Here is a 21779-nt window from a genome sequence, read left to right as displayed (position 1 = left end):
TTAACCTAATGAAATCTTGTAATTTATGAGGTGGTGTTGACTTTGTAAGAGTAATAATATGGGAATAATTTCTGAAAAAATAAATGCAAAAATATCTTCATTAAAAGCTGATTTTGAGATTAATAGAAATGTTGTACATCAAGGTGTAAAGGGCGGATTAAATGAACAAGAGTTAATTAATCTGATTAAAGATGTGATTCCTAGTAAATACAAAATTTCTAGAGGAATTATCGAAAACTCAAAAAATGAGCAATCAAATGAAACGGATTTTTTTATTTACGACGATGAAATTCTACCTCCTTATATAAAACAGGATCTTGCTTTTCTTCCAATTGAGGCTACAAGGTATATATTCGAAGTCAAAAGCACGATAAATGCAGGGGAATTAAAGTCAACGATTAAGAAATTTGCAAAATATCGTAATATGGGGGGGAAAGCTCCAACTGTAATGTTTTCATTCTCAAGTGATATAGATGGAAATGAATTAGAAAGATATAAAAAATACGATGATCAGTTCCTTCATGCTCCAAAGATTACTGTGTTTTGTATATCAGGAAAAGGTTATTATTTTTGGAATACTTCAAAAAAATATTTAAAGGATGTTATTGATAAAAAGAAGTTTTTTGAAGATTTAGAATTTTCTAAAGATTTAAAAATAAATATTCGGGATGTGGAAAATTTCAATTTTGAGAAGCTCACAATTAATAATATTAAATTTTCTGACATAAGTTTTAAAATTCATCAATGGATTGGGGTGGTAGGACCAACAAATCAGGTTGAATTGTCACTCCTATCTGGCATATCAAATACTTTGTGCAGAGAAAGTTTTGGAAGCTATTTACTAGAAGAAGAAGAGGTAAGTCCGAAAATATATTCTATATGTTATGAGGATATGTGGGGAAACTTCAGTTGTAGTAAATTTAGTAAAGATGGAATTGATTTTAATATAAATGATGTAAGTTATAGTTTTTCAAGTACTCAAGATAAAACAACGTTACTTTTCAAATTTAAGAGTTGTACAGATTAAATTTAATCCACTTCGGTGGGTTTTTTCAAAAAATTCAAAGAGCCAATATGGCTCTTTTTTTATTGAGCGCAATTTATGAAAACCATTTACCAACTCAAAATTGGTGACTTTGCGCCAAGCGAATCGACACGCTCATTTACCAAAGAGGGGTATCTGAAATGCGTCAATGTTCGCTTAGCTAAAGCGCCTCAAGTACGTCAGTACTATGCGTATGAGTTTCCATCACTGGAAGGTTATACCGCTGATCAAGTCATTAATGTCTACACGCCTGCAGAAGAGCTTTTCAAGCCTGAGGCTATTCAAAGCTTCAATGGTGTAGACACTACTGACTATCACCCGCCTAAAAATGAAATTAACGCTTCTAACTGGAAGGATTATCACATTGGCTATTGTGAGAACGTCCGGCAGGAAGGTGATTATCTGGTGGGCGATTTGCTTATTAAAGACAAGATCAGCATTGATCTGATCCAAAGCAACGAGCGGCTAGAAATGTCGCTTGGCTATGGAGCCTTATTAATCGTTGAGCAGGGTACTGCGCCAGATGGCACGCCGTATCAAGCCAAATTTACCAATTTTATTGGCAATCACGTAGCACTCGTTAAATATGGCCGTTGTGGTGGTGATTGCCGCATCGGTGACAAACAGCAAACTCCACCAAAGGGGAATAAAACAATGGAAGTAATTGTAAACGGTATCCGTTTTAACATCGGCGATAACACGCCTCTGGCCGATGCATTAAAGCAGCAACAAGAGCAGCTGGAAAACTTGAAGGCTGCAAAACTTAAAGTTGGTGATAAGCAATTTTCTATCGGTGATGAACTAGGTGCCATTCAAGCGGTTGTAGATCAATTGCATGCCGAAAAAACAGCACTGGAGCAAAAAGTAGGTGATCTGGAAAAGAACCAGATGACGCCTGAAAAGCTTGAGCAAGCTGCTGCTGAACGTGCTGCTGTTATTGCGGATGCTAAAGCATTGGTGCCAACAGTTAAAACTGAAGGCTGCACATGCGAGCAAATCAAACGTGATGTAATTGCTGCTAAAGCGGGTGATGCTTTAGTAACTGCTTTGATGGGTAACGTATCAGTAGGTGATGCAAAGCCAGAGCAGATCGACACAACTTTCCGTGCACTCTGTGCTGTGAAGGGTACACATCCTTCTAATCCTGTAGGTGATGCTCTTCACCAGCAACAGCAAGTTAAAACTGGTGACGGTAAACCAGTAGATGGGGAGCCTAAACCAAACAACAAAAAAGAAGCTTGGAAACAAAGTTTCTAATTAACTGGAGAACTGCAAATGTCTTTAACCCCTCAAGCTATTCCGGGTATGCGTGCTCGCCTGCACATGCCCGAAGAAATTTTATCTTTGCCAGTTGCTGGTACTGGCGTAGTTAGTGACGGCGAAGTGGTGGTCCAATCTGCTGACGGGAAAACCGTAAGCGCAGTAACTGGGGCAACCAATACAAAGTTTGGTGTAGTGGTTTTTCAGCACGTGGGTAAATCTGGAAAAAATGCCTTAGGTAAAGAAGCCTATCAAGCTAAGGACTGTGCACCTGTAATGCAAATCGGTTCTATCTGGGTGAAGCCTTCAGCTCCAGTGATCGATATCAATGCGAAGGTTTATGTACGTACTTCGAACCCTACTGCCCAAGCGCCACTTGGTTCACTTTCTTCTTCAGCATTAGATTCTACGGAACTACCTAATGCCTCTTGGGAAACCATCACTGGTCCTGATGGATTAGCTATTCTTCGTTTACGTGGAGCATAATCAATGTCAAAACAATTAGAACAAATGAAAATCCGCCTATCAGCAGTTGCACATGGGGTGCAAATCGCTGTAGGGGATGCATTTAATTTAGATAACTTTGCCAAGTTATTATTAAAGCTTGAATCAATCGATGAAATGACACCGCAACTTGCTGAAGCCCAAGCTTATGCAAAGTACTTACCAATTGAAGGATTGGAAGGTGCAGTTATAGGTTCGGCTAGTGTCTTGCAACGTAAGAGAGGTGTAGGACGTGGTAAGCGCTTCTCAGGTCAAGGTAATGATGTGCCATTAGCAGAGGTTGTTTACGATGAAGTAAAACTCACTGTACAGCCTGGTGTTATTGGTTATGAAATCAGTATTTTTGATGCTGCAGCTGCCTTAAAAGCAGGTATCCAGTTAACGACTGACAAAGTTGCAGCAGCTCGATTGGCCTATGAAAATCACATGAGTGATGTCGCTTGGTTTGGCGAGCCTGAAACTGGTTTGCTAGGCTTCTATAATCAAACAGGTGTTGAGGTGATTACTTCTACGGTAGATTATACGACTGCCACAGTAGAGGTCATTCTTGCCGATATCAATAAGGCAATTAAAGGTGCTTCTAATGCCTCTAAGTTCGATGGCAGTATTCAACCTGATACTTTCGTGATGCCTGAGAATAAGTTCACTATTCTAGCGAGCCGTATTGTTCCAGATTCAGCGGGTAAAACTTTCCTTGAATACATTAAGGAAAAGAACACCTTTGCAATGCAAGGTAAAACACTGACATTCACTTCTGAAAGTATGCTTGAAGGTAAAGGTGAAGGTGGTACTGACCGCAGTATTATTTATCGCCGTGATCCGAGCTGTATTACTTTCCGTTGTAATGAACTGGAATTCTTGGCAGCTCAACCTATCAATTATGTGATGCGTACACCGGGACACTATATGTATGAAGGTGTCTATTTAAAACGTGTCGATTCTCTCCGCTACTACGATGTTGAATAAGGATTACTAAACATGCCAAAAATTACTTACAGCGGCTCTCAGGCCGCTTTTTCTTTTGATGGAATTCAGGTCGGTCAAGGCCAAACCGTACAAGTTAGTGCTTCGGATCTCACAAGTATTTCAAAAGGTAAAGCCTTTAAATCACTCGTTGAAAAAGGTGAGCTCGAAGTTCAGGAAATCCCAGATGATGAGCCAAAAGCAACAGGTAAAACTGGTGGCCGTGGTGGTAAAGGTGGTAAACAAAACGATGCAGCAGGTGAGCAGCAAAAGCCAACTGATGAAGATGCTTTGGCCGCCGTGAAGGCTGAATTAACAGCGCTTGAAGTAACGTTTAGTGATGATGAAACACTTGAGCAGTTACAAGCTAAGTTAGCTCAGGCTAAAGAATAAGGTGAGTCTATGGACGTACAAACGTTTCGTGAAAAGTTCTCGACTGATTCGAGTTTAATGTCTTTGCCAGATGCAAAAATTCAGGATGCTTTAGAAGAAGCGGATCTGATTGTTTCTCAAATTGAGTTCGGGGCATTAAAGGAACGTGCTGTAGGTCTATATGCAGCACATATTCTTAAAGTTGGTACTGTAAGTGGCAATGGTGCTGCTTTTGGTACCGCCTCAAGCATGACAATTGCGGGCCAAAGTGTGAGTTATTCACGATCATCGAAAGAAGCTTTCTATGATCTCAGCATGTATGGCCAGCGTTACCTTGCGTTAAAAAATTCAATTCCAATTGATGATGAAGGCACAAACCCTAACCGTTTAGGTGTTGGTGCTTTTGTCGTATAGGAGAATCCCATGCCTTTTAAATATCAGGCACCAGAAGGTTACAAGCCAAGCAAAATTGTTATTGCTGGGCAAAACCTAGATATCAATAACGGCGTTTTAGAATCTGAGGATGACATTATCCATATTTTAAAACCCTTAGGTTTTGAGCGTTACGTTGAAGTTGTTGAGCCAAAGAAATCGACAGCCTCTGCTAAAGAGTAATTAAGCTATGAGCGATTATCGTGTTGATGCTCAGGTCAATTTTGATGAGATGAATAATCGCGTTAGGTTTGAAATAAGACGCACGATTAACGCTCTTACTTTGCGCTTACAGCGGATTGTTCAGGAAGACATGTTAAGTGGCCAACGACTTAAAGTTCAGTCAGGCCGCTTGCGTGGATCCGTTTCATCAAAGGTGGATGAGGATAAGGATTCCATTGAGGGAACCGTGGGAGCTGGCGGTGCTTTGGTGCCTTATGCACCTGCACATGAGTTTGGTCTAAATGGTGCTTTGGGTGTTAAAGCACACCTGAGGACAATTAAACAGGCGTTTGGCCGACCTATTTCACCTGTTCAGGTCAATGTTAAGGCCCATTCTAGGAATGTTCGGTTTAGAGAATTGCGGTTCATGCGTGATTCACTGGATATCGTGGCCAAGATTGTGCCGAAAAATATTGATGCAGCAATTCAGCGAGGTATAGCAGGTGGATAGTGAAGCAATTTATCAAGCGCTGTTTGATCGGTTAAGTACAAGGGTAGAAGGGCTCAAAACAGTAAGTCGCCGTTTACGTCACTTTAATAATGTATTGCCTGATGAACGGCCTGCCATATTTATCACTCAAGGCAATCAGCAAGAAGTACCGGTACATGGTATGGATTCAAAAGTTGAACTTGCTGCTGAAGTTTATATCTACATCCATGAGGCTGATAGAGCTAAGCCCCCATCATCACAGATGAATATTTTCATCGATCGTGTACGTGAAGCTATTAAGCCAGACCATCCTGATCTTAGTGAGTATCAAACCTTAGGTGGTTTGGTAGAGCACTGCTGGATCGAGGGCACTGTAGAAGTATATGAAGCAGTAGAAAACATGCTGGATGATCAGGCGATTGCCATTATCCCTATCCGGATCCTCACAACCAATTAATAAAACATTCATTTTATGACCGCCTCGATGGCGGTTTTGTCATTTTAGAGAGGACAAAATAAATGGCTCAATATTTATTTGGTGCCGGCAAGATCTTTGCTACACCGATTCAAGATGTATATGGGCAACCGATTAGTAATCCCACACCAGTTGAAGTGGGGGTGATGCAATCCGTTGGTGTGGATATTAGCTATGACTTAAAAGAGCTTTTCGGTCGTGGACAGTTCGCTGTAGATGCTGCGCGTGGTAAAGGTACCATTAAATGTAAAGCTTCTTTCGGGCGTATTAACGGTACTTTGTTAAATTCCATTTTTTTCGGTGGCGTTGTTGCTGAAGGTGGAATCGAAACAGTTTCCCAAACCATTAATGGTGAAGTAATTCCGGCTGGTGGTACTGTTACACCGGTTGTTCCTAACAGCGGTACATATGTAAAGGATCTAGGCGTAACAGATGCTAAAGCAATCCCACTTAAACGTGTAGCTTCAGCGCCAGCAACAGGGCAATACAGTGTAGATGCGGCAACCGGTGCTTATACATTTGCTGCTGCAGATGTGGGTAAAACGGTATTTATTAACTTCCGTTATTCAGCAATGGTAGCGGGTGCAAAGTCAATCACTGTATCAAACCTAGATATGGGTTATACGCCAGAGTTTGCCGTTGACTTGCAACGTGACTACAAAGGCAAGTTCATGCACATGAATTTCTTCCGTTGTACCAGTAACAAACTTGGGTTTAGTTCAAAACAGGACGATTACGATATTCCTGAGTTTGAATTCCAGCCTATGGCTGACGATCTTAACCGTGTTTTCAAAATCGATTTATCGGAGTAATGCCAGATGCAATTTAAGCAAGTTGATAACCCACGTGGTAATAGTAAAGAAATTGCTGGTCAGACTTGGATTTTTGCTCCGGCACCATTGGGTACGATTGAGCGTTTCCAAGAACAATTAAGCTCAAACAATGTTCCAGCATCTGTAATTGTGGATATGGCTCATATTTGTTTAAAACGGAATTACCCGGATATTACCCGTGAATATGTTTCTGATGAGCTCTTAGATATGGGTAACATGGAAGAAGTATTAGCCCTAGTAACTAAAACGTCCGGCTTGGAATATACAGGTAAACCCGTAGGTGAAAGCTCGGGGGAATAAACTGGGAGGAGCTGTACACGCATTTAGTCCTGACAATGGGTAAAGATTACGACTATGTGCGTAATGAAATGGACCTGCCTAGATTAAGAGCATTAAGTGCGTATCAGCAAAGTAACCCTCCCGCACATATTGGAATACAGCGCCTTTGCCGTATTTTGGAAGCATTTATGGGAATTGATGAAACTCCGCAAGCTATCACAGTTTCAGAGGATGACGAGGATGATATGTTGGAAGTTTTGTCGAATTTTCCGCAGGGTGGTTAAGGCTGCCCTGATTAATTTTTCAATGTGACAAAAAGTAATCGGTTTGTTAAATTAGGTTCACTTTATAACAATCGGTGAAATTATGAAAAAGATATTATTTGCTTTGGTGGTGGGATCTAGTTTAGTAGGTTGTGCAACGACATATAAAGCGCCTGTCACATTAAATCAAAGTGCAAGCGAGCAAGTGAGCGCTACGAAGGATCAAATTTTTAAAGCAGCTCAACGTGCGTTAGCAATTAATGGTGAACAGATTATGAGCGCTAATGCTGATGCTGGAGTAATCTCTACTGCAGCTCGTGATTATCGCCTTACACCAGATTTAGCTGATTGCGGAACAACATTGGGCATTGATTATTTAAAAGATAATCGAACCAGTACTAAGGTTGCTTATAATATTTTAATTGCAGATAATTCTTTAGATGTTCGCACAACATTGCAAGGTGATTATAAAGTTGGTGATGTAACTCAAAATATCACTTTAACTTGTGTTTCACGTGGTGTTTTGGAACAGAAAATGATTCAAAAAATTAAAGCTGAAATTAAATAGGCAGTATTTAAATGGTTCCAACTAAATTTTGTTATGCATGCGGTCAGCAAATTGATGCACGTGCTGAAATTTGCCCAAAATGTGGTGTAAGACAACAAGACGCAAAAGTAAATGGAAAGAAAAGCAAAATTGCTGCTGGGATTTTTGCTCTATTTCTTGGGGGTATAGGAGTTCATAAGTTTTACTTGGGCAAAGTCGGTATGGGGATACTTTATTTGATTTTTTGCTGGACGTTATTGCCTGCAATAATTGCATTTTTTGAGGGCATAATTTATCTATGCACCTCTGATGAAGATTTTGCCAAAAAATATGGCTGATTAACTTGCCATAAATAACCTTAAAAAGCCTTGCTATTGCAAGGTTTTTTTATTTTAGCTCAGCCCCTTTCAAGGGGCTTTTTTAATGCCAGTGAGGAAGTTATGGCAAACAATAACCGTGTTGAAGTCCATGTCGGTGCCAAGACCTCTGAACTAAAAGAGGGGATGAAAGATGCAGAAAAAATAGTTTCAGATTCTTCAAGGAAAATTGAAAATTCCAGTCAAGGCATTGATCTTAAAATCGACTTGTCAGGTATACGTTCAGAATTTAATAATTTTGCAAACAACATCTCAGATAAGTTTAAGAGTGTAGGCAATGATATTAAAGATTCATTAACGGGTGGTTTCTCACTAATTAAAGGAGGCTTTCTCTTAGGTATTGGTGAGGAATTGGCTAGAACAGCAGCTGAGGCTATAGGTGCAATACCTGACTTAGTTTCAGCAGTTGGGAAAGCATCAAAAGAAATAGAAATACAATCCCGTTTAGCAAATGCCAATGCAACAGAGTTTCAAGAGTGGGCATTTGCTGCAAAGAAGGTTGGTGTCGAGCAAGATAAGCTGAGTGACATCATGAAGGATGTCAACGATAAGTTTGGTGACTTCATGCAAACAGGCGGCGGAGAAATGGCCGACTTCTTTGAAAAGATTGCCCCTAAAGTTGGAGTAACTGCTAAAGAATTTCAAGGTTTATCTGGACCTCAAATTCTTGAGAAGTATCATCAAACCCTTCAAAAGGCCAATGTCTCTCAAGCCGAAATGACTTTTTATATGGATTCATTGGCTGATGATGCGACATTATTGGCACCACTTTTAGATAATAATGCCGAAAAATTAAAGGAATACGCAAAACAAGCTCATGATTTAGGGGTGATCATGAGCTCAGAAACAATGCAATCAACGAAAGAATTCAATACAGCATTAGAGACGATTCATTCAACTGTGCAAGGTGTTATGTCTCGAATGGCTGCTCAAGCAGCACCAGCATTGACAGACTTGGCAAATAGATTTTTAAATTTTGCAGTTGAATCTAAAGAAGGAATTGATGATTCCATAAAATCTATTATCAGTATTTTTGGCAGCTTCTTTAGTATTGTTGAGGATATTTTTAATACCATTGGTGGGATTTGGCAGGATTTGACGAGCAATATCGGTGATGGATCAGTAGCACAAATTGGTTTTATGGATGCTGTATCGGTTGTGATTCGTGGTTTAGGAATAGTAGTAACAGGCTTTCAGGTTGGTGTTCAGTCCGCCTTTGCAATTATTCGCGCCGTTGTAGTTACAGTATGCCAAGCTCTTATCATTGCATTTAATGGCCTTATGGCTGGCTTTGATATGGTTCGTAGCACTATCCAATACGGTCTGGATGTTCTACAAGTTAAGTTTCAAACATTTGGTAGTGTTGTTAACAATATTCTTCACTTCAATTTCTCGGGTGCGAAAGCAGCATGGGAGGGTGGCTTATCTCAACTTGGCGGTATCACTGATCGATATACCAATCAAATGAAAGGCCGAATGAATGACCTGAAAAACACATGGAATGCAGGGGCAGCTACAGCCACTAATTCACTCGTAACTGCTGGGCAACGGATTCTCGATGTTACTACCGCAGGTGGTAAAAAAATTACCAACTATGTGTATAAGGATCCTACAAAACCCATTGAAAAACCAGATACGCCAAAAATAGGAATTGGCACTCCACCTCCAAATCCTAATAAGGGGATTGGTACAGGCGTTAAGGATGATAAAGGCGGCAAGTCAAAGAAAGCCAAACAAGGCAAAAATGATGCTGTGCGCCAAGCTGAACAAGCTGCTAAGGCATTAGCAGATATTCGCTATAAATATGCTACTGAAGAGCAAAAAATAGCGATGGATCTCAAAAAGGCATTAGATGAGATTGAAAAATCTAAATTGACTGCCGATGAAAAATCAGCTGCCAAAGTCAAAGCCGAGAAGGATGCATCCGACAAGATTATTGCTATTCGTTTAAAAGAGTTTGAGGAATACAAAAAAGCTCGTGAAGAACAGATAGACAATTATCAACAGCAAGCACAACGCCTTTATGAAATTGAAGCGGCGCGAATTCAGGCAGAGTTTGACGCCAAGAAAATTTCAAATGTCCGTAAAGTCCAGTTGGAAAAACAACTAGAAGATCAGTTACGTGAAATTAAACGGCAAGGTCTTTTAGAGCGTTTAGCACTTGAGAACGAGCAAACCGGTATTACGGGTAAGCAGGGCAATCAAAACCAAATCACAAACAACATTTCTGATTTAGAGACAGATCAGAAAGTTGCTGACACTAAGTCTATGGGCTTAATCAGTGATGCGGAAATGAAAGACTTTGAGGCTAAGTTCGGTGGGTTTACTTCTCGTCTTTCTAACCTATGGGATCAGGGCATTCAGTCACTTATGAATGGCACACTGACTTGGAGTAATGCAACTAAAGCAGTACTAGCTGACATGGGGCAATTTGCCTTGCAAACAGCAACAAAGGAGCTACAAGGCTGGTTAAGAATCCAAGCGATTAAGTTGGCCCGTAAGCTTGGCTTCGTTGGTGCTGAAACGGCGGCAGAAGCTTCTGGCCAAGCTGCTCAAACAGGGGCAACCATTGCAGGTGAAGCAACACGTACCAGCGTTACTGCAGCAGGTGGTTTAGCACGTTTAGGCTTAAAGGCTGCCGAAGCTATCAAAGGCATCATGATGTCTGCATGGGAAGCAATGGCTGGTGCATTTAAAGCTATGGTTGCAATTCCCTATGTCGGTCCAATTCTCGCCGTTGGTGCCGGTGCTGCTGCATTTGGTTTAGTGGCTGGTCTAGCTGGAAAGATTAAATCTGCTCGAGGCGGTTACGACATTCCATCCGGTGTTAACCCAATTACACAGCTTCATGAAGATGAGATGGTTTTACCGTCTCAACATGCAAATACCATTCGTGAAATGGGTAACGCATTACGCAATGGGGCAAGTTTTGGGGCTGCAGCGGTTGCTGAAGGTGGGGGTGGTGGTACCACTGTTTTCAATATTAGTGCCATTGATGCCAAAGGAGTTAGAGACTTTATGAAGAAGCATGGCCGTGATTTGGCTGGTGGACTTAAAGGCTATAACCGTAATTTTGGGAAATAAGGAGGATTAAATGTCTAATGCATTGTTTCCAGAATTACCTGGTCTTGAATGGGACTTATCAAAAGCTCCGATGTTTAACACCAAAATCATGACATCAATAAATGGTCGTGAATTAAGAGCAAGCTTTCAATCCTTTCCAAAGTATGAAATTTCACTGTCTTTCGGTTTTTTGCGAGAAAGAAGTGGTAAAGCTGAATTACAAGTTATTGAGAGTTTTTTTCTAGAGAGAAGAGGGTCATTTGATTCTTTTCTCTATAAGATGCCTGAAGATAATGAATTTAATTGCACATTTGTTGGTGATGGCATTACACAGAAGTTTCAAATTTATAAAACTCTCCAAACTCACAAGCAAAACCCTACGTTTCCACATTATGTGAATCCTCAAATGTGGAATCAGTACTCAAAGTTAATGTGGACAGACGAGCAGAAACTCATGTGGGGTGATGATTACATAGGTTGGTGGGAAACAGAAGCCCAGATCGAAAAGATAGTCCTAAGTCATACCGAACCAAAGATCTTGGCTTTTAATCAAAGCATGTGGAACCGAAACACGATTAAATCTATGTGGGTCAGTGATGATGCTTTAATGTGGAAACAAGGCGTATTTGAGATAACTAAGGATGGATATCTGATCCTGTCAGAACCTCTTGCTTTAGATCAGGAAATAACTGTTTCAGGTACTTACTATTACCGATGTCGTTTTAAAGAAGACACGCAAGAATATGTAAATTTTATGCATAAGCTTTGGAAATCTAACAAAATTGACTTAATTGGTTCATTGGGAAATAAGGTATGAGAAAAGCATCAGATAAGCTTATAAGATTGTTGGATGCAGATCAGTTTATTATGGCTGATCTATATACCATTACAACAATACAAGGTATTGAATATCATTACACAAATTACGATGTTGATTTGGTTGTAGAAGACAAGGTGTTTCAGTCAAATGGGCCAATTATAAGTCGGGAAGGTATTAGTCTCTCACTTGGAATTGAAGTCGATAATTTATCAATTACGATTGAAACTACTGAAAGTACAATGTTTGGTGAGGTGCCTGTCGCTCAAGCATTCCATAACGGTATTTTAGATGGTTCTCGCTTTAAGCTAGAGCGTATTTTCATGGATATCAATACCCCTACAGATACTAGTGCTGGAACGATGGTTTTATTTGAAGGGCGTATTATTGAACCTGAGTTTGATCGATATGAGATTAAAGCGAGTGTGGTTTCGGAAATAGATGATTTAAAAGTACAAATGCCACGTAATTTGTATCAACCGGGTTGCTTAAATACACTTTTTGATCAGGCTTGTGGCTTATTAAGTTCAGAATTTGCAGTTGATACAACCATTGGTGCTAACAGTACTTTAAATAGAATTCACTGTGATCTAAGTCATCCTCAAGGCTGGTTCACTCAGGGTGTTGTAGAGTTTCTTGAGGGTATTAATGTTGGTATTAAGCGCACGGTGCGATTGCATGAAACGGGAGCATTACTTCTTACGTTGCCGCTTTTAGAAATGCCTGCAATTGGTGAGGTGATTCGTGTATATCCGGGTTGTGATAAACGACTAGATACTTGTGACAATCGCTTTAATAATCGCGCTCGATTTAGAGGCGCACCTTATGTTCCTATTCCTGAAACTTCAGTCTAAGTTTTAAAAAATTTAATCCATAGCTCTGCATTTGCAGGGCTTTTTTTATGGAAAAAGAGTATGAATGATTTATCTAATGTTGTATTTCCAACAATCCCTACCGTTGCTGAATTCATAGACCCTAGTGTTACTGAAGCTGGCTTTAAAGATGCTTTAAAACGCTTGATTGAGTACATTGAGACTTTGGAGCAAAAAAGTAATTTTGATAAAAAATATAATTCCGTTTCAAAAGATCTATTAAATGAAATTAATGCTTTAAAAGCCCTTACAAGCGTTTATTTTGATCGACAAAATACTTATCCATTTAATGTTGTTGGACGCTACTTTAAAACGGGTGAATCTGATAGAAGCAAAAACTTTGACATTCATACCGTTAACTATGTAAATACAGGGCTTATTTATCTTGATCAAGGCGCTACAATCAGTGCATCGATCTTACAACAGAACCGCAATAATTTTTCCGATGTCGCATCATTACTAGTTTTTGACATGGATCTTAAATTAGTTGCAGATTTATCTATACCAAACATAGGCCCTGAAGAGGTCGAAGAAGTTCAATACCGCTATACAGCTCCATTTAATTGTTATTGTGTAGCAACAACAATTCACTATGCAGGATCACTTTATCCTACACGTTTTGCAACTGTGACAGGCAATCATTACCAGCTTACAGTTTTAGATCGTAGTTCATACTTCGATAGATATATCGTTCGGATGATTGCTAACTTACGATATGCAAATGCCAAAATGGTGAGTGAAGGGAAAACAATAACTTTTGAGTTTAATGAGCTTGGTCGTTACTATGAAAACGGAACCCATGACTTAAATGGGGGCGGTGATATTTATACAAATGCCTACAGAAATACAGGTTTAATACCGTTGGAAGTAGGGGATCAGATTAAGGCAACAGTTCTTAATCCAGACAGCAATATTCCCGCCATGGTAATTTTTGACAAAGATTTGAACTTTCTAGAATCTTTCAAAAATACTGAACGGCCGGGTGACTCATATCCATTTGAATACTCTTATACCGCGACAAAGCGCTGTTTTATTGTCTTTTGTTCAATTAATCCAGCAAACCGTGCATACATAAGCGGACTGAAGTTGAAAGCAGACTTAATCCCTGCGGGCACTGATCAAAATTTATCATGGAGCAGACCCCAAGAGAATGTTTTTGTGCGGAATGATAATTTATCTAGGTTGGCTGCAGAAAAAATTGAAGAGAAAATCCCTTTTCTCGCACCAGGTACTGGTTACACAGCAGCTGGAATTGAATTCAATCAAAATGTTTCTCCAGAGTATTGGTCTGCATATAAAAGTACGGGAAAGATTGCAGTAAAACATGGCGATACTTTTGAAGCTGTAGTTGATACGGATGAACCTGGCGGAATAATGAGCGTACTTAACTTGTATGACTATAATGGGAATTTCATCAGATGTGTTCATTCAATTCCAGATTTTGGTTCGCAAGGCATTAAATCCGCAAAGATAAACTATACTTGTGATCATGAGGGATATATCACCATTACAAGTATTCATCGTGACGCTCCAAATTTAAAAGAACTATCTAACCCATATGTTATTAAGAATCGTACTAATCAGTTTAGTTCAAAGGTAAAGCCTCTTAATACGAACGTTGTACAGAACACGCTATTTACTTTCCCAAAACCTACAAGCGTAATCCAAATAGACATTTTTGCAGACAAAGTCTTTCCGCCTGAGAGTAAAGCTGAGGGTTCGATTAATTGTAGATTGAAGCTAAATGTCGACGGGGTTGTTAATGAAAGTTATGCCCAATATGCGGTACAGGGGAGTAGTTCTGCTGTGTATCCGAAAAAGAACTTTAGTTTTGGTTTTTTTACGGATGAAAGTTTTACTACTGAGCGTTCAATAAAATTAGGTGATTTGATTCCTCAACAGGAACTTGTTTGGAAAGCAAACTGGATTGATGCAACTCATAGCCGAAACATTCTTTGTAATAGACTATGGGAAGAAATGGTCCAATCAAGAAAAGGCTTCCCGAAGCGTGAGGTAGATCGCGCGTACCTCAACCAGTTGGGTGTGAATTCACTTGATACTGGCGCGGTAGGTCATGTTGATGGTTATCCTGCTGTGGTTCGCTTAAATGGCGTTTTCTATGGGATAGGTACATTAAATATTGGCAAAAAACGAGACAATTACAATTTGGACAAAAGCAATAAAAAGCATGTTCAATTTGAGTTGCTGGGAGGGGGTATTGATTTCACAGCATCTGCACCGCCTTACGAAAAACTAGGCCTTAGAAACCCTAAACTAAACGGTTATGAAGAAGGCGGACCGATTAGTGACGCTACTGTAAAAGCTTCCATGCAGGCGCTTTGGGATTTTCACCGTTTGCCAATAGCTGAACGAACTGCTCAATTCGACAAATATTATGATCGTACAAATGTTGTTGATTGGTATTTGCTTGTTGAGTTTACTGCTGCAGCAGATTTGCTTGATAAGAATTCAATTTTGACAACTTGGGATGGTACTCAATATTGTTGGATGCCTTATGACCTTGATACGACTTTCGGGCTTCATTGGGCAGGTATTGGGGTTGAATATGCTTCAAATTGGAATTGGGACGCTAACAATATCATTCCTATTGTTAAGCCAATTATTCTTAATGATGTTATTAAACGATATGCTGAATTAAGAAATAAAGGAATTTTTAACCTTAATACTGTTTATCGAATTGAGCGTGATATTGAATCAAAATTCAGTCTCAATCTCTTTAAGCAAGAGCAACAGCGTTGGCCCGATATTCCATCGAAGGATCTCGGAGGGATTTGTCAAATTATGGCTTGGCTAAAAGAACGGATTAAATATCTTGATGCAAAATATGGATATTTAGATCAAGGAGTTTTAGCTCAAAAACTTTGGAACCCGCCAACATTGGCAGCTGGTGCAAGTCAATCAACAACATTAAATCTTTCAACGGCGACTCTTGGTACTCAATATTTAGTTGATTTTCAGTTTGACTTAAAGGGTACACAAATGACTGCTGAATGTAAAAGTGCAGGTGTAGTTACTGTAACACACGTGAACAATTCAGGTGAGCAAGTCAATCTTGATGAAGGGGCTTTGAGATTAATCGTATGAAGAAGTATGAACGTATCTTTGTAGTGGGCGACTTGCACGGTAGTTACGATAACCTATGTCGACATCTTGTCGACATAGGTTTCGATTTTAAAAATGATCTTTTGATTTCGGTAGGTGACTTGGTTGATCGGGGTAAAAAGAGCCTTGAGTGTATAAAACTACTCAATAAGCCTTGGTTCAAAGCTGTTCGTGGAAATCACGAACAAATGTGTATTGATGGGATGCTGAATCATAAGATTCGCAATATACACAAAGATGAGCGTAACGGTGGTGAGTGGTTTTATAAATTATCTAAAAGTGATCAACTAAAGATAATTGAGCAACTAAAAGAGCTTCCGCTCTATCTTGAAATTGAACATAAAGGAGAGCTTATTGGATTTGTTCATGCAAATGTTGAGCAAAACGATTGGCTTGAGTTTAAAAAATCGTTTAATAATCAAGATATAGATGATGTTCTTTTAGCTATGAATCTTGCCTTGTGGTCAAGAAATCGATTTAACGATCAAACTGGAATTTACCGTAAAGTTAAAAATATTGACCGTATTTATCTGGGGCATACGATTGTTGACTACCCTGTCATTAAGCATAACTGTCACTTTATAGATACAGGGGCTTATAGGACGGGGAACCTAACTATTATTGAAGTCTAAAAACTAATGAAAGCCTTGGAATTTTCCAAGGCTTTTTTGTATGGACCAAATTCTATGGCGAAGAAAGCTAAAAATTTAGAAGCAGTACAAGAGGCCCTTACATGGCTCGGTACTCCTTACCATCATCAAGGTCGTGTGAAAGGTGTGGGAGTTGACTGCGGCACTTTGATTTGTGAGGTCTATGAAAAAGTCGGATTGATGGACCATTTAGATCCACGGCCATATCCGCCTGATTGGCATTTGCACCAGATGGGACAACGTTATTTAGAATTGATTTTGGGCGTATGTGATCCAGTAGAAGGGCCACCACAACCGGGTGATATTGTTCTATATCAATTTGGCAAGTGTATCAGTCATGGTGCAATTGTTATTGAATGGCCGCAGGTCATTCACAGTTATCTCCATCAGGGAGTGATTATACAAGATGGAACAAAAGGAAGTTTAGCCCGGCGAATTGCCGGGTTTTTTCGTATGAAGAGGCTTAAATAAATGGGTGGATTATTTGGTAGTACTACAATTAGTACAACGGATACCCGAATTAACTCTATGCGGATCCAACAGTCAGCATATGGTCTTTGCCAGCCATTGGTGTACGGTAAAACACGGGTAGCGGCTAATATGTTTTGGTATGGGGATTTTAAAGCAACACCTCATACAACGGTTCAAAAGTCTGGAGGTAAGGGTGGTGGTACTAAAACCAGCAATACTACCTTTAGTTATAGCGCGTCTCTTATGCTTGGTTTATGTGAAAACCAAATTAAGAAGATTGGCCTGATTTGGGTTGATAAAGAACAGTATGTCCCTAAGCAGGAAGGTGCTATTACTTTAGATCCTATTGATCAATTAAATTTTGAATTATTCGATGGAAATAATAATCCACCGTGGGGATGGTTACTATCAAAGCATCCAGAACAGGCAATTAACTATCCTTATTTGGGATATGTAGCATGTGCTAATTATGAGATGGGGAATAGCGCAAGTCTTTCAAACCATAATTTTGAAGTGATCAGTACGATTACATTATCTGACACGATAGATGACGCTAATCCGGCAGATGTTATTGAAGATTTCATCACACATCCACGTCATGGTGCGGCCCCAAATCTTAAAATTGCAGATCTTGATGAATTTAGAACTTATTGCCGAGCTGCCAATCTTTTAATTAGCCCAGCTTTCACAGAACAACGACCAGCCTATGAAACTATCAATGAGATTGTTGAGGCAGTAAATTGTGCTGTAGTACCAAGCCCAGATGGCTTAAAGATCCGTTCTTTCGGGGACTCTGCAATTACGGGTAACGGCGTTACGTTTATACCTGATCTCACACCAGTTTATCACTTAACCGATGATGACTTTATTGGCGATGACGAGCCAGTACGTGTACGCCGCAGCCGTGACACAGATGCTTATAATCATGTGCAGATTGAATATATCAACCGTTTTAATCAATACAATACAGAAACTGTAGAAGCAAAGGATCAAGCAAATATTGAAATGTTTGGTCTACGTACAGAAGATCCTGTAGAAAACCACTTTTTTTGCGACCCAAAAATCGCCCGTCATGCAGCACAATTACGACTGCAACGCTTGTTGTATGTGCGAAATGAATATGAATTTGATCTGGGGTGGAAGTTTTGTCGACTAGAACCAATGGATATAGTTACATTGACTGATAGCGCTTTGGGTTTATACCGCTTTCCTGTACGTATTACTCGAATTGAGGAAGACCAAGAGGGTCGTTTGACTGTGACTGCAGAAGAGCTGGCAGTTGGTTCAAGATCAGCAATTGAATATGATCTTCAAGCATCCAATGGCTATCAAGGGGGGAATGAAGAACCGGGTAATGTTAATGCACCTATTATTTTTGAACCTCCTTTAGATCTTTCAGATGGTAAAGTTCAAGTATGGGCGGCGGTGTCGGGCGGCATTAACTGGGGTGGCTGTAATGTGTGGGCAAGTCTTGACAATACCACTTATGAAATGATTGGCACCATCTATGGCTCTGCGCGTTATGGTCTCCTTGTGGATGCCATTGATGCTAGTGCTACATCTATGCAAGTAGAACTTAATACTGCCAGCCAGATTTTTAGCGGTACTCTGGAAGATGCACATGCAGATCAGACACTATGTAAGCTAGGTGATGAATACTTTAACTATCAAGTGGCCACATTAAATGGATTAGGTCTCTATACATTAAGTGATGTTTTACGTGGACGTTTTGATGATGCACAAATTCACAATGCTGGTGAGCCATTTGTGCGCTTAGATAAAGCAATATTCAAGTATAGTTTCAATGAAAACCTTGTAGGTAAACAGATCTTCTTGAAATTCACTAGCTTTAATGGACTTGAACGTAAAGAGCAAACTCTTGATGAAGTAACAGCTTACAGTTACACGTTAAATGGAGGGAAACCATCGGGTATTAAGGGCCTTTCCTTGCAATCTCCATTTGTCGGGACAACATTCAAAGTACAATGGCAAACTTCAAGTGGCGTTACAGGTTATCGTGTTCAGATCTGGTCGAATGGCGTAATGTTGCGTGAAGTTGATACGACAAATTCAGATTATAGTTATTCAATTGAAGAAGCTAAGCAAGATGGTTTGGGCCGTTCTTACACAATCCGTGTTGCGAGTAAAAATGGTGACCAACTTAGTGCCTTCGCTGAATTAAGCATTAGCAATCCTGTCCCTCCAGTGTTATCTAACATATATACATCTGCTTCGACGAACTCTATAACAGTGAGTTGGATTCCTAGTGAGGCTCCAGATCTTAAAGATTATGCAATTTGGCTCAGCAATAATCCTAACTTTGACCCAACAACAATGCCTCCTACATGGTCAGGCTCAGAGATTACAAAAACGATAGGAGGGCTACAATCAACAACGCCATATTATATACGTGTCGCTGCACGGGATGTATGGAAAGATACAGTCTGGAATTATTCAAATCAGATTACTCAAAGTACTTCTGAAGCTTAATTTAAATTAATTCGTTAGCACCCAATCGGGTGCTTTTTTATTGCCAAAAATCTGGAGTAAGGCATGGAACCAGTTTCAACAAGCGGCTTAACAGCACTTTTAAAATTCTACGGTGCAGCAATTATGGTGACTTTAGCGGTTGCTTTAGTTGCAGCAGTTGTATTGATGACACGAATGCCACGCTCACCACAAGAGTGGGGCGTAGGCTTGATCTGCACAGTTGTATCAAGTTTAGCTGGTGGCTCCTTCATTATCGTGAAGTGGGGCCTTCATGAATGGGTTACTGATGTATGGGGGATGATTGCACTTGGTGGATTCTTCTTTGTATGTGGATTACCCGGTTGGGCTTTGGTCCGTTGGATTTTTAATTTCATAGATAAACAGGAAGGGAAAACGATCGTTGAAGTGATCAAAGAGTTTAAGAAAGCCAGAAAAGACATCGAAAACAGTTAATGCCGCCTTCGGGCGGTTTTTTTACATCTGAAGGAAAGTGAAATGAACATCGAACAATATCTTGATGAATTAATTAAACGTGAAGGTGGGTACGTAAATAACCCGGCAGATCGGGGCGGTGCAACCAAATACGGTATTACTGAAGCGGTCGCGCGTTCAAACGGCTATAAGGGTAATATGAAAGATTTGCCGCTTGATGTAGCCAAAGCCATTTATAAAAAGCAGTATTGGACAGCTCCGCGATTTGACCAAGTGAATATCATCTCTTCTGCAGTAGCTGAAGAGCTCTTAGATACAGGTGTGAACTGCGGTATCAACTTTGCAAAACCACTTTTACAACGTGCTTTGAACTTGCTTAACAATCAAGGTAAAGCTGGGTATGCAGATTTAAAGGTTGATGGTGTTTATGGATCTAACACCTTAGGTGCTCTTAAAACCTATCTGGCCAAACGTGGAAAAGAAGGCGAGAAAGTATTAGTGCGAGTACTTAATATTATGCAAGGACAACGCTACATTGAAATATGTGAGCGTAATCCCACGCAAGAACAGTTCTTCTATGGCTGGATTGCTAACCGGATCGGCTAGCATGAAAGTCCTTCATTGCAAGCGTACTAAATTTGCTTCGATTATTACTGCGCTGTGTATCATGTTATCAGGGTGCACAGCTCATACGATAAATACGAATGTGAATGTAGGAATTTGTGTGAAAGCCCTCTGAGGAGAGCTTTTACAATTTATGCATTTTTTACATTACCTAACTGATTATTTTTACTAAAATAAATACATATTAAAATAGCAACTAATATTACTCCTGATGCTGCAAAACGGCTTAAGTCTAAACCTCCAGCGGAAAGGGGCTTATCTAGAAAGTCTCCAACTACAGCACCCAAAGGACGAGTTAAAATAAAAGTGCTCCAGAATAAAAATGTTCGTGAAACAGAAGTGAATTTATACAAAAACACCATCAATAAAATGAGTGCTGAGAAAAGAGCAATCCCGCCACTATAGCCTAATCCAATCGTATCTGCTGACCAGTCACCAAGAGCTGTACCCAAAGTTTGGCTAAAGGTAATTGTTAACCAATAAAAGACTTCTGATTTAGGTTTATTAACGGTATGAGGGGAGACGCTGCCTTCAACTTTATACCAACCCAATAATGAGAAGATGACTAAGCCGAGGAGTAAGCTACTTCCTCCACTATAACCAATACCTAAAGATCGAGTGACAAAGTCTGCTAATGTTGTACCAACAGTTGTACTCGCAATAATGGTAAACCAATATAAATATGGTTTATAACTTTTTGCCTTAATTTGACAGATCAATAAGATAATAAAAACTATGGCAAAAATAAAAGTACTAGTTAAATACCCAAGTTTCAATGACATTGAAAAACTATCTCCGCCAGTTTCACCAAAAGTAGTTGCGAAGATTTTAGTAATCCAGAATAGAAGGGTAACTTGGGGGACTTTAGTTATATACTCACTCATTTCATGACTTGAATTATTCATCTAAGAGTCTCAAATGATAAATTTATCAAACAATAAATTTTTAAAATTAAGATGAGCTTAAAGATTTGTTTTTAATAATATAGCTTTGTATTCTTATTGGTTACTAAGCTCATTTTTTAATTTCTATTTAAGTTTTACTAGCTAAGATTTCGAGTTTTTAATATTTAGTGGTTTTTAAATGCTAGTAAATTTTTTAAAATTCAAAGAGATATGTAATAATATTACACTATTAAATTTTAATTTGCTTTTATCTATCTGGCTAGGTTTATTTCTGAATATAGGTTTTTTTAAAAAAATCCATCAACTTACACCTTATAATGGTATTAAGTC

The 21779-nt window shown here is 39.5% G+C and carries 24 protein-coding genes; 23 read left to right on the top strand and 1 reads right to left on the bottom strand.

All coding sequences use genetic code 11. The features are described 5' to 3' along the window. The first annotated feature begins 58 nt into the window (after positions 1-58). The 23 genes from ACOZB4_RS33595 (at position 59) to ACOZB4_RS33485 (ending at position 20526) form a co-directional block, all read left to right on the top strand. Complete coding sequence (locus ACOZB4_RS33595) at positions 59-1027, top strand: DUF6602 domain-containing protein (RefSeq protein ID WP_033523619.1); 969 nt, start codon at positions 59-61, stop codon at positions 1025-1027. A gap of 75 nt (positions 1028-1102) precedes the next feature. After that, entirely contained in the window at positions 1103-2302 is a 1200-nt protein-coding gene (locus tag ACOZB4_RS33590) for a DUF2213 domain-containing protein (RefSeq protein ID WP_188200089.1), read from the top strand. An 18-nt stretch (positions 2303-2320) separates the two neighbouring features. Then, entirely contained in the window at positions 2321-2791 is a 471-nt protein-coding gene (locus ACOZB4_RS33585; protein WP_088753205.1) for a structural cement protein Gp24, read from the top strand. A 3-nt stretch (positions 2792-2794) separates the two neighbouring features. After that, a complete protein-coding gene (locus tag ACOZB4_RS33580) occupies positions 2795-3775 on the top strand; it encodes a major capsid family protein (RefSeq protein ID WP_002126831.1) in 981 nt (326 codons plus the stop codon). Positions 3776-3787: 12 nt separating this feature from the next. Then, the gene (locus tag ACOZB4_RS33575; protein ID WP_002126834.1) at positions 3788-4165 is read left to right on the top strand and encodes a hypothetical protein; all 378 of its coding nucleotides are present in this window, start codon (positions 3788-3790) and stop codon (positions 4163-4165) included. Between the two features lie 9 nt (positions 4166-4174). Next, a complete protein-coding gene (locus ACOZB4_RS33570) occupies positions 4175-4558 on the top strand; it encodes a DUF4054 domain-containing protein (RefSeq protein ID WP_000383138.1) in 384 nt (127 codons plus the stop codon). A gap of 9 nt (positions 4559-4567) precedes the next feature. Further along, positions 4568-4759 (top strand): hypothetical protein, encoded by a 192-nt coding sequence (locus tag ACOZB4_RS33565; protein ID WP_004834521.1) that lies wholly within the window; start codon positions 4568-4570, stop codon positions 4757-4759. A gap of 7 nt (positions 4760-4766) precedes the next feature. Further along, the gene (locus ACOZB4_RS33560; RefSeq protein WP_064792716.1) at positions 4767-5249 is read left to right on the top strand and encodes a hypothetical protein; all 483 of its coding nucleotides are present in this window, start codon (positions 4767-4769) and stop codon (positions 5247-5249) included. Further along, complete coding sequence (locus tag ACOZB4_RS33555; RefSeq protein WP_188200043.1) at positions 5242-5685, top strand: hypothetical protein; 444 nt, start codon at positions 5242-5244, stop codon at positions 5683-5685. Before ACOZB4_RS33560 ends, ACOZB4_RS33555 begins: the two co-directional genes overlap by 8 nt. Positions 5686-5747: 62 nt before the next feature. Further along, on the top strand, positions 5748-6515 hold the full coding sequence (locus ACOZB4_RS33550) for a hypothetical protein (RefSeq protein WP_038405724.1): 768 nt from the start codon (positions 5748-5750) through the stop codon (positions 6513-6515). Positions 6516-6521: 6 nt separating this feature from the next. Then, positions 6522-6836 carry a hypothetical protein gene (locus tag ACOZB4_RS33545; protein ID WP_033523017.1) on the top strand — a complete coding sequence of 105 codons (315 nt, stop codon included), beginning with the start codon at positions 6522-6524 and terminating at the stop codon, positions 6834-6836. A gap of 35 nt (positions 6837-6871) precedes the next feature. After that, complete coding sequence (locus ACOZB4_RS33540; RefSeq protein WP_032060342.1) at positions 6872-7099, top strand: hypothetical protein; 228 nt, start codon at positions 6872-6874, stop codon at positions 7097-7099. Between the two features lie 82 nt (positions 7100-7181). After that, positions 7182-7646, top strand: a complete 465-nt coding sequence (locus ACOZB4_RS33535) for a hypothetical protein (RefSeq protein ID WP_024436586.1) — start codon at positions 7182-7184, stop codon at positions 7644-7646. Between the two features lie 128 nt (positions 7647-7774). Then, complete coding sequence (locus ACOZB4_RS33530; protein WP_422759732.1) at positions 7775-7963, top strand: TM2 domain-containing protein; 189 nt, start codon at positions 7775-7777, stop codon at positions 7961-7963. Positions 7964-8065: 102 nt separating this feature from the next. Beyond that, entirely contained in the window at positions 8066-11086 is a 3021-nt protein-coding gene (locus tag ACOZB4_RS33525) for a tail protein (RefSeq protein WP_033523011.1), read from the top strand. A gap of 10 nt (positions 11087-11096) precedes the next feature. Then, entirely contained in the window at positions 11097-11882 is a 786-nt protein-coding gene (locus ACOZB4_RS33520) for a DUF2460 domain-containing protein (RefSeq protein WP_033523009.1), read from the top strand. Then, positions 11879-12736, top strand: coding sequence for a DUF2163 domain-containing protein (locus ACOZB4_RS33515; RefSeq protein WP_033523007.1), 858 nt, complete (start codon positions 11879-11881; stop codon positions 12734-12736). Before ACOZB4_RS33520 ends, ACOZB4_RS33515 begins: the two co-directional genes overlap by 4 nt. A gap of 60 nt (positions 12737-12796) precedes the next feature. Then, positions 12797-15859: a CotH kinase family protein gene (locus ACOZB4_RS33510; protein WP_033523005.1), complete on the top strand. Its 3063-nt coding sequence runs from the start codon at positions 12797-12799 to the stop codon at positions 15857-15859. Beyond that, positions 15856-16509, top strand: a complete 654-nt coding sequence (locus ACOZB4_RS33505) for a metallophosphoesterase (RefSeq protein ID WP_005128472.1) — start codon at positions 15856-15858, stop codon at positions 16507-16509. The genes ACOZB4_RS33510 and ACOZB4_RS33505 overlap by 4 nt, the downstream gene beginning before the upstream one ends. A gap of 6 nt (positions 16510-16515) precedes the next feature. Further along, positions 16516-16998, top strand: a complete 483-nt coding sequence (locus ACOZB4_RS33500; protein WP_422759731.1) for a C40 family peptidase — start codon at positions 16516-16518, stop codon at positions 16996-16998. Further along, entirely contained in the window at positions 16999-19488 is a 2490-nt protein-coding gene (locus ACOZB4_RS33495; protein WP_005128474.1) for a phage tail protein, read from the top strand. A 63-nt stretch (positions 19489-19551) separates the two neighbouring features. Then, positions 19552-19941 carry a hypothetical protein gene (locus ACOZB4_RS33490; protein ID WP_103270813.1) on the top strand — a complete coding sequence of 130 codons (390 nt, stop codon included), beginning with the start codon at positions 19552-19554 and terminating at the stop codon, positions 19939-19941. A gap of 42 nt (positions 19942-19983) precedes the next feature. Further along, entirely contained in the window at positions 19984-20526 is a 543-nt protein-coding gene (locus ACOZB4_RS33485) for a glycoside hydrolase family 108 protein (RefSeq protein WP_004841798.1), read from the top strand. Positions 20527-20675: 149 nt separating this feature from the next. Here the strand turns inward: ACOZB4_RS33485 and ACOZB4_RS33480 are convergent, their stop codons facing one another. Further along, positions 20676-21449 carry a membrane protein gene (locus tag ACOZB4_RS33480; RefSeq protein WP_001066070.1) on the bottom strand — a complete coding sequence of 258 codons (774 nt, stop codon included), beginning with the start codon at positions 21447-21449 and terminating at the stop codon, positions 20676-20678. Positions 21450-21779 lie beyond the last annotated feature (330 nt).

The organism is Paenibacillus sp. NPDC058898, assembly GCF_049316025.1.
Taxonomy (GTDB): domain Bacteria; phylum Bacillota; class Bacilli; order Paenibacillales; family Paenibacillaceae; genus Paenibacillus_AQ.
Note: the sequence above shows the minus strand (reverse complement) of the source record. Positions and strands in the feature narration are given on the sequence as shown.

Bases quoted from the DNA above. Each gene is read 5' to 3' on its own strand.
- ACOZB4_RS33595 (WP_033523619.1), top strand. From the start codon at position 59: ATGGGAATAATTTCTGAAAAAATAAATGCAAAAATATCTTCATTAAAA.
- ACOZB4_RS33550 (WP_038405724.1), top strand. From the start codon at position 5,748: ATGGCTCAATATTTATTTGGTGCCGGCAAGATCTTTGCTACACCGATT.
- ACOZB4_RS33570 (WP_000383138.1), top strand. From the start codon at position 4,175: ATGGACGTACAAACGTTTCGTGAAAAGTTCTCGACTGATTCGAGTTTA.
- ACOZB4_RS33580 (WP_002126831.1), top strand. From the start codon at position 2,795: ATGTCAAAACAATTAGAACAAATGAAAATCCGCCTATCAGCAGTTGCA.
- ACOZB4_RS33515 (WP_033523007.1), top strand. From the start codon at position 11,879: ATGAGAAAAGCATCAGATAAGCTTATAAGATTGTTGGATGCAGATCAG.
- ACOZB4_RS33505 (WP_005128472.1), top strand. From the start codon at position 15,856: ATGAAGAAGTATGAACGTATCTTTGTAGTGGGCGACTTGCACGGTAGT.
- ACOZB4_RS33565 (WP_004834521.1), top strand. From the start codon at position 4,568: ATGCCTTTTAAATATCAGGCACCAGAAGGTTACAAGCCAAGCAAAATT.
- ACOZB4_RS33540 (WP_032060342.1), top strand. From the start codon at position 6,872: ATGGGTAAAGATTACGACTATGTGCGTAATGAAATGGACCTGCCTAGA.
- ACOZB4_RS33525 (WP_033523011.1), top strand. From the start codon at position 8,066: ATGGCAAACAATAACCGTGTTGAAGTCCATGTCGGTGCCAAGACCTCT.
- ACOZB4_RS33495 (WP_005128474.1), top strand. From the start codon at position 16,999: ATGGGTGGATTATTTGGTAGTACTACAATTAGTACAACGGATACCCGA.
- ACOZB4_RS33490 (WP_103270813.1), top strand. From the start codon at position 19,552: ATGGAACCAGTTTCAACAAGCGGCTTAACAGCACTTTTAAAATTCTAC.
- ACOZB4_RS33585 (WP_088753205.1), top strand. From the start codon at position 2,321: ATGTCTTTAACCCCTCAAGCTATTCCGGGTATGCGTGCTCGCCTGCAC.
- ACOZB4_RS33510 (WP_033523005.1), top strand. From the start codon at position 12,797: ATGAATGATTTATCTAATGTTGTATTTCCAACAATCCCTACCGTTGCT.
- ACOZB4_RS33500 (WP_422759731.1), top strand. From the start codon at position 16,516: ATGAAAGCCTTGGAATTTTCCAAGGCTTTTTTGTATGGACCAAATTCT.
- ACOZB4_RS33560 (WP_064792716.1), top strand. From the start codon at position 4,767: ATGAGCGATTATCGTGTTGATGCTCAGGTCAATTTTGATGAGATGAAT.
- ACOZB4_RS33485 (WP_004841798.1), top strand. From the start codon at position 19,984: ATGAACATCGAACAATATCTTGATGAATTAATTAAACGTGAAGGTGGG.
- ACOZB4_RS33520 (WP_033523009.1), top strand. From the start codon at position 11,097: ATGTCTAATGCATTGTTTCCAGAATTACCTGGTCTTGAATGGGACTTA.
- ACOZB4_RS33480 (WP_001066070.1), bottom strand. From the start codon at position 21,449: ATGAATAATTCAAGTCATGAAATGAGTGAGTATATAACTAAAGTCCCC.
- ACOZB4_RS33545 (WP_033523017.1), top strand. From the start codon at position 6,522: ATGCAATTTAAGCAAGTTGATAACCCACGTGGTAATAGTAAAGAAATT.
- ACOZB4_RS33575 (WP_002126834.1), top strand. From the start codon at position 3,788: ATGCCAAAAATTACTTACAGCGGCTCTCAGGCCGCTTTTTCTTTTGAT.
- ACOZB4_RS33590 (WP_188200089.1), top strand. From the start codon at position 1,103: ATGAAAACCATTTACCAACTCAAAATTGGTGACTTTGCGCCAAGCGAA.
- ACOZB4_RS33535 (WP_024436586.1), top strand. From the start codon at position 7,182: ATGAAAAAGATATTATTTGCTTTGGTGGTGGGATCTAGTTTAGTAGGT.